Raw genomic sequence first — 14,333 nt, 5'->3', positions numbered from 1 at the left:
CCTCGACAATCCCAATTCCAATCGCAGAGAGCTTCGCCATGCTTAATCTCCTCAACGACTTGCTCTGGGGCAAGGTACTGATCGTCACCCTCGTGGCCATCGGCTTGCTATTCACCTGCAGCTCCCGCTTCGTCCAGCTGCGCCACTTCGCCGCCATGTTCGGCATCCTGCGCAGCGCCTTCAAGCACCAGAAAGGACAGATCAGCTCGTTTCAGGCCCTGACCCTGAGCGTCGCCGGGCGGGTCGGTGCCGGCAACATCGCCGGTGTCGCCGTCGCCATTACCCTGGGCGGCCCGGGTGCGGTGTTCTGGATGTGGATGATCGGCCTGCTCGGCATGGCCACCAGCTTCTTCGAATGCACCCTGGCACAAGCCTTCAAGGTTCGCGGCCGCAACGGCCTGTATCGTGGCGGACCGGCCTTCTATATCGAGCGCGGCTTGAAGTCACGCTGGCTGGCGGTGGTCTTCTCGGTCCTGCTGCTGGTGACCTTTGGTTTCGGCTTCAGCGCCCTGCAGTCATACACCATCGCCACCTCACTCAACGATACCCTCGGTCTGCCGGCCTATGCTTGCGCCGCGCTGATCGCTGTCCTACTGGCGGCAATCATCTTCGGCGGCCTCCAGCGCATCGCCAGATTCACCGAGATCCTTGTGCCGGTCATGGCCTGCGGTTATCTGGTCATGACCCTGTACGTACTGGGCAGCCATGTCGAACGCATTCCAGAGGCATTGCTGATGATTTTCAACAGTGCTTTCGGGCTGGAACAGGCTGTCGGTGGCGGTGTCGGCGCGGCCATACTGCACGGTATCAAGCGCGGCCTGTTCTCCAACGAAGCCGGCCTCGGCAGTGCGCCCAACGCGGCGGCCGTGGCCGAAGTCCCCCATCCGGTCAACCAGGGCATCGTGCAGGCATTCAGCGTGTTCATCGATACCCTGGTGCTGTGCAGCTGCACCGCGATGATCGTGCTGCTTTCGGAGGCCTACCAGCCGGGCGGCAGCCTAGGGGGTATCGCCCTGACCCAGGCGGCCATGGCCGAGCACGTGGGTGAGTGGGGGCGTGTCTTCGTCAGCCTGGCATTGTTCTTCTTCTGCTTCACGTCGATGGTCTACAACTACTACCTGGGCGAAAACAGCCTGAGCTTCATGGGCCTGGACAACCCCGTGGCGATTGCGGGCTTCCGTCTGCTGACCTTGGCTCTGATTCTCTGGGGGGCTCTGCAGGAGCTCAACACGGTGTTCGCCTTCGCCGACCTGACCATGGCCCTGCTCGCCCTGGTCAACCTTATCGCCCTTGTTCTGTTGCTCAAGGTAGGGCTGCGCCTGATGCGCGACTACGAACGCCAGCGTGCTGCTGGCATCGTCAGCCCCAGTTTCGATCCAAGCATGTTTCCCGAACTGGACATCGACCCACAGGCCTGGCCAACCCCACCAGGGCAAACCGCAGAATCCAAGACGCCGGATACCGCCATAGCCAAGCCCCAGCCGTCCTGACCTGCCCACCAGTTGCCCGCCTCCAGGCGGGCAACTGCGCTAAGACGGCGTGAAGCCTCCGTCGGCCGCGGAATCCGGCTTGAGCGTACGCAGGCACTGGCCAAGAACCATGCTCACCGCATCGGTCTGCGGCACGCTAACCGCCACGTTCGCCTTGCCATCACCCCTCCGGGCTGCTTAGGCTGCATGCTCCCACTCCGCTGGTGTTATCCATGGAAAGCAGCCAAAGCTGGCGTCAGCGCCTGTACATCATCATCTTCCACACCGACACCCCGGCCGGGCAACGCTTCGACCGTTACCTGCTGCTGACCATCATGGCCAGTCTGGTGGTGGTGATGCTCGACAGTATCGACAGCATCCACAGCCAGTACGCACCGCTGTTGGCCGGCCTGGAATGGGGCTTTACCCTGCTGTTCGCGCTTGAATATGGCGTGCGCCTGTACTGCGCGCCCAAGCCGCTGCGCTATGCCTTCAGCTTCTTCGGCCTGGTCGATCTGTTGGCGGTGCTGCCGGCGATCCTTGCCCTGTTCTACCCGGACGCCCAGTATCTGCTGATCATCCGGGTGATCCGCATGCTGCGGGTGTTCCGCGTACTCAAGCTCAGCCCCTACCTGCGCCAGGCCAACTTTCTGCTCACCGCGCTGCGCGGCAGCCGGCAGAAGATCACCGTGTTCTTCGTCAGCATCGCCACCCTGGTCACGGTGTTCGGCACCCTGATGTACGTGATCGAAGGCCCGGCGAACGGTTTCACCAGTATCCCGATCAGCATCTACTGGGCCGTGGTGACGCTGACCACCGTAGGCTTCGGCGACATCACCCCGCAAACCGCGCTCGGCCAAGCCATGGCGACCCTGGTGATGATCACCGGCTATTCGATCATCGCCGTGCCCACCGGCATCTTCACCGCGGAACTGGCCACGGCGATGCGTGCCGACAATCAGTTCGAGCACCCTTGCCCGAACTGCCAGAAAGCCCACCACGAACAGGCAGCGGCCTTCTGCAACCGCTGCGGTCAGGCCCTTTACCCGCGCGCGTCGCGGCCCAGAAAGCCACACACCGACACAGACTGAAGCAAAACCGGCCACCTAGCAGGTGGCCAATTCGTCATTTCCTAAGCTATAACGCAGCCCTTTTCCCAAAAGGAAGCCCGCTATGGCCGAATCGACCACCGCCGCGCCCGCGCCCGCCAAGGCCGCCTGGATCGGACTGCTGCTCGGCCCGCTGCTGTTGCTGGCCTGCTTGCTCAGCGCGCCGCCCGCCGGCCTGTCCGACACAGCCTGGGCGGCGGTCGGCCTGACCCTGCTGATGGCCACCTGGTGGTCCACCGAAGCCATTCCGATTCCCGCCACCTCGCTGCTGCCGATTCTGCTGATCCCGGCCCTGGGTATCGACAGCCTCAACGCCGCCACCGCGCCCTACGCCAACCCGACCATCTACCTGTTCCTCGGCGGTTTTATCCTCGGCCTGGCCATGGAACGCTGGAACCTGCACAAGCGCATCGCCCTGATGACCCTGCTGGCCATGGGCAGCCAGCCGAGCCGGCAGATCGCCGGTTTTATGCTGGCCACCGCCTTTCTCAGCATGTGGGTGAGCAACACCGCCACCACCATCATGATGCTGCCCATCGGCCTGTCGGTGATCGGCCTGCTGGCCGGCGAGAGAGACGCCGGCGATAGCGAGCGCGAACGTTTCGCCACCGCCCTGCTGCTGGCCATCGCCTATGCCGCCAGTGTCGGCGGCATCGCCACCCTCATCGGCACGCCGCCCAACGCCCTGCTGGCGGCCTTCCTGGCGGAAAACTACGACGTGCAGATCGGCTTCGGCCAATGGATGCTGATCGGCCTGCCGGTGTCGATTCTGATGCTGGCCTTTGTCTGGTGGTGGCTGACCCGTGGCGGCTTCCGGCTCAGTGGTCACGACAGCGGCGAGCTGATCCGCAGCGAACTGGCCGAACTGGGCCCGCTGAGCCGCGGCGAGAAACTGGTGGCCCTGGTCTTCGTGCTGACGGCAGCGGCCTGGGTGCTGCAACCACTGATTGCCCAGCAGATACCCGGGGTCAACGACACCAGCATCGCCATTGCCGCCGCCCTGGCGCTGTTTATCATCCCGGTGGACGCCAAACGGCGGGTGTTTCTGATGAACTGGGAAAGCGCCGGCAAACTGCCCTGGGGGGTATTGCTGCTGTTCGGCGGCGGCCTGTCCCTGGCCGGGGTGATCCGCAGCACCGGGCTGGCCGAGTGGATCGCCCAGAGCCTCGGTGCCCTGAGCGCGCTGCCGGTACTGGCGATGATCGGCGTGGTGGTACTGGTGATCATCTTTCTCACCGAGGTCACCTCCAACACCGCCACCGCGGCAGCCTTCCTGCCGCTGCTCGGCGCGCTGGCCGTGGCCCAGGGGATGCCTGCAGAGATGCTGGCGATCCCCGCCGCCATTGCCGCCAGCTGCGCGTTCATGATGCCGGTCGCCACCCCGCCGAACGCCATCGTGTTCGGCACCGGGCATATGCGTATCCAGTCGATGATCAAGGCGGGTTTTGCCCTCAACCTGATCGGCGTGGTGCTGGTAACCCTGGTCAGCTACCTGCTGGTGGGGCTGATCTGGAGCCATTGAGCCAAAGAGCCTCTCGCCGCCTTCGACGCCGCGCGATCGCGCAGCAAACCTGGTGTGCGAGGAGCCTCTATGGAGAAGTGGCTTTAGCCGCGAAACTTTTATTGTGCTCCGATAAATTCACGGCTAAAGCGGGGGGCCGCCCGACGGAACGCCGCCCGACGGAGCGCCGCCCGACCGCTTCTACAAAACGTCATAACCCATTAAATCAATGACATACACGCTGTTTGATAAGCGCCCGAGGTGGCGGGGAGCGTAACTCGGATCAGCCTCTGGGCTACCGTCTGTGTCCGGATCAATACGGCTCCCGGCCCTGGTTTTGCTGCTGCCATTGGCCACCCTTGCTGTCGCCACCCCGGTTGCTGGGCTGGCCTTGCGGGACAGGCTTAATCGGCCTCGTGCCTGGCTGCTGGCTGCTGCTCTGCCCACGCTCCCGGCCCTGGCCCTGGCTGCGGGGATCACCCTGTCCTCGCTCCCGGCTCTGACCCTGGCTGCGGGGATCACCCTGGCCTCGCTCCCTGTCCTGGCCCTGGTAACGGGGATCGCCCTGCCCTCGCTCCCGGCTCTGGCCCTGGCCCTGGCTGCGGGGATCGCCCTGGCCTCGCTCTCTGTCCTGGCCCTGGTAACGGGGATCGCCCGGGCCTCGACTGTTGCCTTGACCCTGGTAGCGATCGCCGGGGCGACTTCCATACCCCGGAGCGCCTCTTGGCGCAGGGTATTTCTTGTACAAAGCAGGCGGAACATGGCGATAGTCACGCACCTGCCAGGGCCCGTCGTGGCGGCTAGACCTGTGCCAGCCGCCGTCGTGCCAGCGGTAGTAGTAGCGGTCGCCGAAGTAGAGGTGGGTGTGACCGAGGCTCACGTAGACTCTCAGGCCCGGGTCCCAGCGCCATTGGCCGTACGGAGGTGGATCGTAGGGCGGCCGATAGCCACCATACCCGCCTGAATAGACGGTGCAGGCAGTGAGCGACAGGAGCAGGACAAACGGGAGCAGCAAGCGAAACTTCATGGACGGGACTCCGTCATGGTACCTGCTGAGTTTGACAACAACAGAAACAGCAAAGTGCTATTACGGCGAAGCGGGCTGACTGCCGGGCCGGGAAAATGCGCACGGCACCAGGCCGCGACTGTCACGCCCAGCGCGATCCCGTGCCCGCTGCCATCACCGCCAGTGGCGCGTTCATGATGCCCGTGGCCACCCCGCCGAATACCAGCGGCTTCGGTAGCGGGCATATGCACATCCAATCGATGAGCAAGGCCGGCGTCGCCCTCAACCTGATCGGCGTGGTGCTGGAGGCCCTGGTCAGTTATCTGCTGGTGAGGCTGATCTGGAGTCATTGAGGCCCGGCAGACAGCAGGCTGGCAGCGGCCTGTGTGGCAAGTTCAATTAGTCAATTTCGGCCCCCGAGGCCCTGATACTGCGTTGCTACTCCTCGGCATAGCCCGCCATGGCTCGTCGTAGCGGCTTGTCTCAGGGCCTCAGTCATCCGAACTTGAGTTAACCAACTCGCCGTACAGGCCACTAGCGATTGCCTACGGCCTGCTGCACCAGCCTGTCCAGGCTACCGTCCGCGCGCATCTCCAGCAGGATCTGGTCGAAGCGCTGCAACAGCGCCTGCTGCCGAGCCTGTTTGGCAAACACCAGATAGGTCGGGTTGATGCTCAGGGGTGGTGACAGGGCCTGTACCTGGTGCAGCCGAAACTGCTGGATAATCCGCTGCCCGGCCAGTTCGATGGCAATCAGCGCATCCAGCCTGCCGGACGCGAGCATCTTGAAATTCGCCTCATCCGAGCTGCTTTCACTCACCTTGATGCGGCCCTCCCTGATCGCCTCGTCGAGGGCCTCGGTATAACTCCAGCCGCGGATCACGCCGACTCGCTTGCCGTGCAGGTCACTGACCCGGGTGAAGCGGAACGCCTTGTCCCGGTGCACATAGACGATAAGTTTTTCTTCGAAGATCGGCTGCGAATAGTCATACAGCGCCAGGCGCCGGCGGGTCTTGTAGATGCCGCCCACACCCACTTCGGCGTTCTCGCTACGCCTTAGCGCGCGCTTCCACGGCATCGCCAGGATAACCACCGGCTGCCCCGCACGGGCGAACACGGCCCGCAGCACCTGGGGATACAGCCCCCTGGCCTGACCGTCCTGCTGATACATAAAGGGCGGATTGGCATTGTCGATGGCGATCAGGGTTTCGGCCCGCAGCACAGGTGCCGCCAGGCCCAGAACAAGGGCCAGCAGAAGGCGCGCCAGGGTTCCCGTCGAGTCAGTATCCATACAGCCTATCTTCCATGGTGAGCGCCAAGCTTAGTCCTGTTCGCTGCCGCTGGCGCGGACCAGCCGTCAGCCGGCAACATAGTGCCCGGACCGGGGCAGTTCAAGGTGACGGGCGACTTCTCGCGCCCGCGGCTCAGGCGCGCTCGGTCGGCGGCGTCGAGGTCAGCTCGAAGGGGCTGTTACTGCGCCGCTGGTTGCGGTCTTCCCGCGGCGTGGCACCGAAGAAGTTGCGATAGGCGCTGGAGAAGTGCGGACCGGAGGAGAAGCCGCAGGACAGGCCGATCTGGATGATCGACTTGCTGGTCTGCATCAACAGCTGGCGCGCCTTGTTCAGACGCAGCTCCAGGTAGTACTGGCTGGGTACGCGGTTGAGGTACTGCTTGAAGATGCGTTCCAGCTGACGCCGCGATACACACACGTGCTGGGCGATTTCGTCGGTGGTCAGCGGCTCCTCGATATTGGCCTCCATCAGCAGCACCGCCTGGGTCAGCTTGGGATGGCTGGAGCCGAGACGGTTCTGCAGGGGGATGCGCTGGCGCTCGCCGCCTTCGCGGATACGCTCGACCACTAGCTCCTCGCTGACCGCGCCGGCCAGTTCGGCCCCATGGTCGCGAGCCAGCAAGGCCAGCAGCAGGTCGAGCACGGCCAGGCCGCCGCAGGCACTCAGGCGATCACGGTCCCAGTCGAACAGATGACTGGTGGCGATCACCTTGGGAAAGCGCTCGGCAAAGTCGTCCTGCCAGCGCCAATGTACCGAGGCGCGATAGCCGTCGAGCAGGCCCATTTGCGCCAGCGGGTAGACCCCGGCGGAGATGCCGCCGATCACGCAGCCGGCGCGTACCAGCTGCTTGAGTGCGCCGGACAGCGCCGGAACCATGGCCGCGGGCGGCTCGTCGGCGAGCAGAAAGAGCTTCTGGCAGCCTTCCAGCTTGCCCACCCAGGATTCCCCCGGCAGCCGCCAGGCACCCTCGCCCGGCGCTTCGGCCTGGAGGAACACCAGTTCGTAAACCACCTCGGGGTGGACGCGCTGGGCGACGCGCAGCGCTTCTTCGGCCAAGGCCAGGGTCAGAGGCTTGGTCGAGGGCCAAAGCAAGAAGCCAATTCGGTGGGCATTCATGGGGGGCAGTTTAGGCTCTGTTGGCGATTATGGGCATAGCGTGGATGCGTACAGATGTTGCCGTTGGTTATTTCAGACTGCCAGAGAGAAACTGCTGCAAACGCTCGGATTGCGGATTGGCCAGCACTTCGCGTGGGCAGCCGCGCTCTTCCACTACGCCCTTGTGGAGGAACACCAGCTGGTTCGACACCTCGCGGGCAAAGCCCATTTCGTGGGTCACCACCACCATGGTGCGGCCTTCCTGGGCCAGGTCCTGCATGACCTTGAGTACCTCGCCGACCAGTTCCGGGTCCAGCGCCGAGGTCGGCTCGTCGAACAGCATCACCTCGGGTTCCATGGCCAGGGCCCGGGCGATCGCCACACGCTGCTGCTCGCCGCCGCTCATATGCGCGGGATAGGCGTCCTTGCGGTGGGCCACGCCGACCTTGCTCAGGTAATGCTCGGCCTTTTCCAGGGCCTCCTTCTTGCTCATGCCGAGCACGTGCACTGGCGCTTCCATGACGTTTTCCAGGGCGCTCATATGCGACCACAGGTTGAAGTGCTGAAACACCATGGCCAGGCGCGAGCGCATGCGCTGCAGCTGCTTGGGCTCGGCGGCCTTGAGCGCGCCGTCCTTGTTGGCCACCAGCTTCAGCTCCTCGCCGTTGAGCAGGATCTTGCCGCCATGGGGCTGCTCGAGCATGTTGATGCAACGCAGAAAGGTGCTCTTGCCCGAGCCACTGGAGCCGATGATGCTGATCACATCGCCGGCCTTGGCCGCCAGGGACACGCCCTTGAGGACTTCGTGGGTGCCGTAGCGCTTGTGCAGATCCTGAACTTCGAGTTTGTACATGGTTTCCACTCTCTTGAATCAGTCGCTGAGCAAGCGACCCTGGCGAATAGGGGTACGACCGGCGACCTTGGCCAGCCATAGACCGGGCTGAGCAAAGCGCATCCGTTCACGGGCATAGAGCACACCGTCGGTGGCGGCACAGACGATGCTGTGGCGATCATCCAGCGGATCGATTACCTCGAACAGCGGATCGCCGGCCAAGACCTGCGCCCCCACTGGTTGCAGAAAACTCACCACCCCGGCATGGGGCGCATAGGCGTACTGCGTGCCCGCAAAGGGGGTGGCCTCGCAGCAGGCCTCGGGCGCGCTCGGCCAGTCGCCGGCGATCAGGCCCTGCTCGGCGAGAAAGGCCAGGATCTGTTCGGCACTGGCCTCGGCCCGCGGCCGTTCGGTGTCGGCCATGCCGCCCAGCTCCACCGTCACCGCCAGGCAGGCCAGGGGAATGGCCGCCTCGGGAAAACGGCGGCTCAGGTGCAACCAGGGCAGCGCGCAGTTCTCATCGAATGAGCCGCCGCCGGAATCCTCCATGGTCAGCACCGCGCCGGCCTGCAGGCGCGCAGCCAGAGAGCGCAGTTGTGACCACTGCTGCGGCAACAGGTAGAGGTGCATCACGGCATCGAAATCGCAGTGCAGGTCGAGCACCAGGTCGGCGTCGCAGGCATGCCTGAGTAGCAGACGCTGCAGGCCCTGCAGCTCCGATGCGGCCGGCGGCATGGCATCCAGGGCGGCCAGCATGGCCGTGCGAATCAGCCGTACATTGGTCGGCCCGTCCTGGCCCAGGCAACCTTCGAGGGCCGGCGCGATGGCCTCGCCCAGGGCGAAGAAATCGCGGTTGAAATTCTTCCCGCTGGCCAGTTCGAAACGCCCATGGTGACTGGCCTGGAGCACCTGGCCGAGGCCGATGGGGTTGGCCAGCGGTACCAGTTCGATCACCCCGGTCAGACGCCCCTGGGCTTCCAGTTCGCCCAGGCGACGCTTGAGCTCCACCGCCACGCGCATGCCCGGCAGTTCATCGGCGTGCAGGGCGGCCTGGATATAGGCCTTGCACGGCCCGCTGCCGAAACGGAATACGCTCAAGTGTCGCTCGGTGCCCGGACAACCCCAGGGCAGTAGGTGATCGATCCGTTGCATGGGCGTCTCCTCAGGCCTTGCGTGGGGCCAGGTAAGCCAGCCAGCGGCGTTCGGCCAGCTTGAACAGGCGCACCAGGATAAAGGTCAGGAAGAGGTAGAACAGGCCGGCGGTGATAAAGGCTTCGAACGGCATATAGAACCGCGCACTGACCGTGCGCGCCGCGCCGGTGATGTCGATCAGGGTAACGATCGATGCCAGCGACGTGGTGTGCAGCATCATGATCACTTCGTTGCTGTACTGCGGCAGCGCCCGGCGCAGTGCCGAAGGCAGGAGGATGCGCCGGTACAGCTTGAAGCGCGACATGCCCATGGCCTTGGCCGCCTCGATCTCGCCGTGGGGCGTGGCCTTGAGGCTGCCGGCGAGGATCTCCGCCGAGTAGGCACTGGTGTTGATGGCAAAGGCCAGGCAGGCGCAGAAGGTGGCGCTGGACAGGTAGGGCCACATAAAGCTTTCGCGCACCGCCTCGAACTGGGCCAGGCCGTAATAGATCAGAAACAGCTGTACCAGCATCGGCGTGCCGCGAATCACGTAGGTGTAGAGCCAGGCCGGGAAGTTCACCCAGGGCGACTTGGACACCCGCATCAGGCCCAGTGGTATGGCCAGGGCCAGGCCGCCGGCCAGGGCAATCAGGAGGATCTGCAGGGTTACCAGCACGCCGCCGAAGTACAGCGGCAGGTTGTCCCAGATCACCGAGAAATCAAAAATCATCGTGGCATTCCCCTGTCAGAGATCGGCGGCTTTGATGCCGACCGAGTAACGTTTTTCCAGGAAACGCAGCGCCAGCAACGACACGCTGGTCAGCACCAGATACAGCGCCGCGACCGCCAGATAGAAGGTGAACGGCTCGCGGGTGGCATCGGCCGCGCTTTTCGCCTTGAACATCATGTCCTGCAGGCCCACCACCGAGATCAGCGCGGTGGCCTTGGTCAGCACCAGCCAGTTGTTGGTGAAACCGGGAATGGCGAAGCGGATCATCTGCGGCACCAGGATGCGGAAAAACACCTGCACACCACTCATGCCATAGGCCGCGCCCGCCTCGGCCTGGCCCTTGGGGATGGCCATAAAGGCCCCGCGAAAGGTCTCAGAGAGGTAGGCACCGAAGATAAAGCCCATGGTGAACACCCCGGCGACAAAGGGGTTGATATCGATGTAGTCGTCGTAACCGAGCATCGGCGCGACACGGTTCACGATGTCCTGGCCGCCGTAGAAGATCAGCAGGATCAGCACCAGATCGGGCACCCCGCGGATCACCGTGGCGTAGGTTTCCCCCAGCAGCGCCAGCCACTTGATCGGCGACAGGCGAAAGGCCGCGCCCAGCAGGCCGAGAAAGATCGCCACCGCCATGGAGGTCAGGGCCAGGATCAGGGTGAGCCATGCACCGTCGAGAATGGTCGAGCCGTAGCCGTTCAGCATGCTCTGGTTACCTCATGCAAGCGCCAGGCGGCGCCAGGAAGCACAACGAGAAAGTGACGCAGGCCTACGGGCCGTGAGTCTGCGCCACTTTAAGTGAAGACGACGTTGTAAGGAAAATCAGTCGCCGTAGACGTTGAAGTCGAAGTACTTGTCCTGAACTTCCTTGTACTTGCCGTTGGCACGGATGGCGAGGATGGCGGCGCTGATCTTGTCGGCCAACTCCTTGTCGCCCTTGCGCACGGCGATGCCCTGGCCTTCGCCGAAGTAGTTGCTATCGGTGAAGTCCGGCCCAACGAAAGCAAAACCTTTACCCGCGTCGGTCTTGAGGAAGCCGTCGTCGATATTCACCGAATCTGCCAGGGTGGCGTCCAGGCGACCCGAGGATAGATCGAGGAAGACCTCGTTCTGCGAGCTGTATCGAACAATTTCGGCACCAGCAGCCGCAAACACGTCGGTAGCGTAACGGTCATAGACAGAGGAACGCTGCACGCCGATCTTCTTGCCCTTGAGATCAGTCTGGATATCCTTCAGTTCGGTACCCGCCTTCATCGCCAGCTTGGCTGGGGTGGCGTAGTACTTGCCGGTAAAGTCCACGGACTTCTTGCGGTCTTCGGTGATGCTCATGGACGACAGCACGGCGTCGAACTTGCGTACTTTCAGCGCGGGGATCAGGCCGTCGAACTCCTGCTCGATCCATTTGCATTCCACTTTCATCTCTTCGCACAGGGCGACGCCGATGTCGTAGTCGAAGCCACTGATGGCACCATCCGGCGTCTTGAAGGCGAACGGCGGGTAGGCCGCTTCAATGCCGATACGCAGCGGTTTGACCTCTTCAGCCATGGCCAACGGCGACAGCATGGACAGCGCCAGTGCGCCGAGAAGTGCAATCTTCTTCATTTTGTGACTCCTTCGAATGGGAATGGCATCGGGTGGCAGTGAGTGTGGGGCAAGTGTCCAGCCATGGATAAATTGTAGTGAGTCGCCGCAAAGCTGCGTCATATGCAGACCACAAGCGGCTCCAGCCGGGTGAGCGGCATTCTAGCGACAGCTCGAAAGTCGATATTTCTTCAATGCGACAAGTAATTACAAAAGGCCCGGACGGGCAACGCGAGGATATTGACAGCCAGCACAAAACATGAGCAGACAGAAAAGATGATCAACCAATAAATAAAGCAATTAACGCGCCCATTCTGGTCAGGCCCTCTATCCAAAGGCCTTGAGCGGGATTTCGGGTTTGTCTGGCCGCGCCGAAACGGCCCCGAAACTGGGTATAACGTTTCCATGCGCCCCACCCCGGCGCACCGGCGTTACCGACCAGTGACAGTCGAAAAGTCGGATTTCAGTCCGACTGCCAAGATCAAGAGGCGCTGCGCCCCATAACGCACAACGCCCCAGCCGGCTTGTGGCCGAGCTGGGGCGTTGCCTGCAGGGGCCGACCGGAGTCAGGCGGCCTGCATACCGCGGTGGGTGTCGATAAGGTGCTGCACCACGCCAGGATCGGCCAGCGTGGAAATATCGCCGAGTGCATCGTATTCGGCGGTGGCGATCTTGCGCAGGATGCGGCGCATGATCTTGCCCGAGCGGGTTTTCGGCAGGCCGGGAGCCCACTGAATCACGTCCGGCGAGGCAATCGGACCGATTTCCTTGCGCACCCAGTTCTTCAACTCCTGGCGCAACTGTTCGGAAGGCTCTTCACCGCCATTCAGGGTGACATAGACATAAATGCCCTGGCCCTTGATGTCGTGCGGCACGCCGACCACGGCGGCCTCGGCGACTTTCGGGTGGGCGACCATGGCGCTTTCGATTTCGGCGGTACCCATACGGTGGCCGGACACGTTCAACACGTCGTCGACCCGGCCGGTGATCCAGTAGTAACCGTCTTCGTCGCGGCGCGCGCCGTCACCGGTGAAGTACATGCCCTTGAAGGTCTTGAAGTAGGTGTCGACGAAACGATCGTGGTCGCCGTACAGGGTACGGGCCTGACCCGGCCAGGAATCGATGACCACCAGGTTGCCTTCGGCGGCACCCTCGATCAGGTTACCCAGGTTATCCACCAGGGCCGGCTGCACGCCGAAGAACGGACGGGTCGCCGAACCCGGCTTGAGCGCCGTGGCACCCGGCAGCGGGCTGATCAGGATGCCGCCGGTTTCGGTCTGCCACCAGGTATCGACGATCGGGCAGCGTTCCTGGCCGACCGTCTTGTAGTACCAGTTCCAGGCTTCCGGGTTGATCGGCTCGCCGACCGAACCGAGCAGTCGCAGGCTGGAGCCATCGGCCCCGGCTACTGCCGCATCGCCCTGGGCCATCATGGCGCGGATCGCGGTCGGTGCGGTGTAGAGGATATTGACCTTGTGCTTGTCGACGATCTTCGACACCCGGGTGATATCCGGGTAGTTCGGCACGCCCTCGAACAGCAGCGTGGTCGCGCCATTGGCCAGCGGGCCGTAGACGATATAGCTGTGGCCGGTGACCCAGCCGACGTCGGCGGTGCACCAGTAGATATCGCCGGGTTTGTAGTCGAATACCCGCTCATGGGTCAGCGCCGCATACAGCAGGTAGCCCGCAGTGGTGTGCTGAACGCCCTTGGGCTTGCCGGTGGAGCCGGAGGTGTAGAGGATAAACAGCGCTTCCTCGGCACCCATTTCCTTCGGCGCGCAGACGCTGCCGGCTACCGCCATCAGATCTTCGTACCAGATGTCGCGGTGCTGGTTCCACTTGATCGGGCTGCCGGTGCGCTTGCACACGATAACCTTCTGCACGCTGGCAGTTTCCGGGTTGGTCAAAGCGTCGTCGACGTTGGCTTTCAGCGGGGTTTTCTTGCCACCGCGCAGGCCTTCATCGGCGGTGATCACCACCTTGGACTGGCAGTCGATAATCCGGCCGGCCAGGGCTTCGGGGGAGAAGCCGCCGAACACCACGGAGTGGATCGCGCCGATACGGGTACAGGCCAGCATGGCCACCACCGCCTGGGGAATCATCGGCATATAAATGGTTACCACGTCGCCACGGTGCACGTCCTGGCCACGCAAAGCGTTGGCGAACTTGCACACCTGCTCATGCAGCTGGCGGTAGGTGATTTCCTCGTGCTCGGACGGGTCATCGCCTTCCCAGATGATCGCCACCTGATCGCCACGCTCTTCCAGATGACGGTCCAGGCAGTTATAGGAAACGTTGAGGGTGCCATCGGCAAACCACTTGATATCGACATGGTGATCGTCGAAGGAGGTTTGCTTGACCTTGGTGAAGGGTTTGATCCAGTCCAGGCGCTTGGCCTGCTCACGCCAGAAACCATCGGGGTTGATCACCGACTGCTGGTACATGGCTTTATAGGTGGCTTCATCGGTCAGCGACTGGGCCGCCACCTCGGGGCGCACGGGATACAGGGACGCAGCACTCATTGGAAATACCTCGGTGGGTAGTTGTTGTTCTATGGTGCATTTTGTAGCCAGAACCCCGCCTTTGAG

At 63.2% G+C, this 14,333-nt stretch carries 12 protein-coding genes; 4 read left to right on the top strand and 8 right to left on the bottom strand.

Features of this window, described 5'->3' with window-relative positions; all coding sequences use genetic code 11:
* The first annotated feature begins 38 nt into the window (after window positions 1-38).
* The 4 genes from AACY13_RS07090 (at window position 39) to AACY13_RS07075 (ending at window position 5,438) form a co-directional block, all read left to right on the top strand.
* Window positions 39-1,490 (top strand): alanine/glycine:cation symporter family protein, encoded by a 1,452-nt coding sequence (locus AACY13_RS07090; RefSeq protein ID WP_339460351.1) that lies wholly within the window; start codon window positions 39-41, stop codon window positions 1,488-1,490.
* A gap of 212 nt (window positions 1,491-1,702) precedes the next feature.
* Complete coding sequence (locus AACY13_RS07085; RefSeq protein ID WP_339460350.1) at window positions 1,703-2,560, top strand: ion transporter; 858 nt, start codon at window positions 1,703-1,705, stop codon at window positions 2,558-2,560.
* A gap of 82 nt (window positions 2,561-2,642) precedes the next feature.
* The gene (locus AACY13_RS07080; RefSeq protein ID WP_339460348.1) at window positions 2,643-4,100 is read left to right on the top strand and encodes an SLC13 family permease; all 1,458 of its coding nucleotides are present in this window, start codon (window positions 2,643-2,645) and stop codon (window positions 4,098-4,100) included.
* A 1,101-nt stretch (window positions 4,101-5,201) separates the two neighbouring features.
* Window positions 5,202-5,438, top strand: coding sequence for a hypothetical protein (locus AACY13_RS07075; protein WP_339460346.1), 237 nt, complete (start codon window positions 5,202-5,204; stop codon window positions 5,436-5,438).
* 181 nt (window positions 5,439-5,619) lie between these two features.
* On the opposite strand, the gene AACY13_RS07070 is transcribed toward AACY13_RS07075, so the two are convergent.
* From AACY13_RS07070 to acs, 8 genes are all read right to left on the bottom strand, one after another.
* Window positions 5,620-6,375 carry a substrate-binding periplasmic protein gene (locus tag AACY13_RS07070; protein WP_339460345.1) on the bottom strand — a complete coding sequence of 252 codons (756 nt, stop codon included), beginning with the start codon at window positions 6,373-6,375 and terminating at the stop codon, window positions 5,620-5,622.
* 133 nt (window positions 6,376-6,508) lie between these two features.
* Window positions 6,509-7,492 carry a transcriptional regulator ArgR gene (gene argR, locus AACY13_RS07065; RefSeq protein WP_339460344.1) on the bottom strand — a complete coding sequence of 328 codons (984 nt, stop codon included), beginning with the start codon at window positions 7,490-7,492 and terminating at the stop codon, window positions 6,509-6,511.
* A 67-nt stretch (window positions 7,493-7,559) separates the two neighbouring features.
* Window positions 7,560-8,324, bottom strand: a complete 765-nt coding sequence (locus AACY13_RS07060) for an ABC transporter ATP-binding protein (RefSeq protein ID WP_339460342.1) — start codon at window positions 8,322-8,324, stop codon at window positions 7,560-7,562.
* Window positions 8,325-8,342: 18 nt separating this feature from the next.
* Window positions 8,343-9,455 carry a succinylglutamate desuccinylase/aspartoacylase family protein gene (locus AACY13_RS07055; protein ID WP_339460340.1) on the bottom strand — a complete coding sequence of 371 codons (1,113 nt, stop codon included), beginning with the start codon at window positions 9,453-9,455 and terminating at the stop codon, window positions 8,343-8,345.
* Window positions 9,456-9,465: 10 nt separating this feature from the next.
* Complete coding sequence (locus tag AACY13_RS07050) at window positions 9,466-10,164, bottom strand: ABC transporter permease (protein ID WP_339460339.1); 699 nt, start codon at window positions 10,162-10,164, stop codon at window positions 9,466-9,468.
* Between the two features lie 15 nt (window positions 10,165-10,179).
* Window positions 10,180-10,869 (bottom strand): ABC transporter permease, encoded by a 690-nt coding sequence (locus AACY13_RS07045; protein WP_339460338.1) that lies wholly within the window; start codon window positions 10,867-10,869, stop codon window positions 10,180-10,182.
* Window positions 10,870-10,986: 117 nt separating this feature from the next.
* Window positions 10,987-11,766, bottom strand: coding sequence for an ABC transporter substrate-binding protein (locus tag AACY13_RS07040; protein WP_339460336.1), 780 nt, complete (start codon window positions 11,764-11,766; stop codon window positions 10,987-10,989).
* A gap of 545 nt (window positions 11,767-12,311) precedes the next feature.
* Window positions 12,312-14,267, bottom strand: a complete 1,956-nt coding sequence (gene acs / locus AACY13_RS07035) for an acetate--CoA ligase (RefSeq protein ID WP_339460335.1) — start codon at window positions 14,265-14,267, stop codon at window positions 12,312-12,314.
* Window positions 14,268-14,333 lie beyond the last annotated feature (66 nt).

Origin of the sequence: Pseudomonas sp. EA_105y_Pfl2_R69 (assembly GCF_963970915.1) — a bacterium.
GTDB lineage: Bacteria > Pseudomonadota > Gammaproteobacteria > Pseudomonadales > Pseudomonadaceae > Aquipseudomonas.
This window is presented reverse-complemented; position numbering and strand designations above follow the sequence as displayed.

Bases quoted from the DNA above. Each gene is read 5' to 3' on its own strand.
- AACY13_RS07090 (WP_339460351.1), top strand. From the start codon at position 39: ATGCTTAATCTCCTCAACGACTTGCTCTGGGGCAAGGTACTGATCGTC.
- AACY13_RS07085 (WP_339460350.1), top strand. From the start codon at position 1,703: ATGGAAAGCAGCCAAAGCTGGCGTCAGCGCCTGTACATCATCATCTTC.
- AACY13_RS07080 (WP_339460348.1), top strand. From the start codon at position 2,643: ATGGCCGAATCGACCACCGCCGCGCCCGCGCCCGCCAAGGCCGCCTGG.
- AACY13_RS07075 (WP_339460346.1), top strand. From the start codon at position 5,202: ATGCGCACGGCACCAGGCCGCGACTGTCACGCCCAGCGCGATCCCGTG.
- AACY13_RS07070 (WP_339460345.1), bottom strand. From the start codon at position 6,375: ATGGATACTGACTCGACGGGAACCCTGGCGCGCCTTCTGCTGGCCCTT.
- argR (WP_339460344.1), bottom strand. From the start codon at position 7,492: ATGAATGCCCACCGAATTGGCTTCTTGCTTTGGCCCTCGACCAAGCCT.
- AACY13_RS07060 (WP_339460342.1), bottom strand. From the start codon at position 8,324: ATGTACAAACTCGAAGTTCAGGATCTGCACAAGCGCTACGGCACCCAC.
- AACY13_RS07055 (WP_339460340.1), bottom strand. From the start codon at position 9,455: ATGCAACGGATCGATCACCTACTGCCCTGGGGTTGTCCGGGCACCGAG.
- AACY13_RS07050 (WP_339460339.1), bottom strand. From the start codon at position 10,164: ATGATTTTTGATTTCTCGGTGATCTGGGACAACCTGCCGCTGTACTTC.
- AACY13_RS07045 (WP_339460338.1), bottom strand. From the start codon at position 10,869: ATGCTGAACGGCTACGGCTCGACCATTCTCGACGGTGCATGGCTCACC.
- AACY13_RS07040 (WP_339460336.1), bottom strand. From the start codon at position 11,766: ATGAAGAAGATTGCACTTCTCGGCGCACTGGCGCTGTCCATGCTGTCG.
- acs (WP_339460335.1), bottom strand. From the start codon at position 14,267: ATGAGTGCTGCGTCCCTGTATCCCGTGCGCCCCGAGGTGGCGGCCCAG.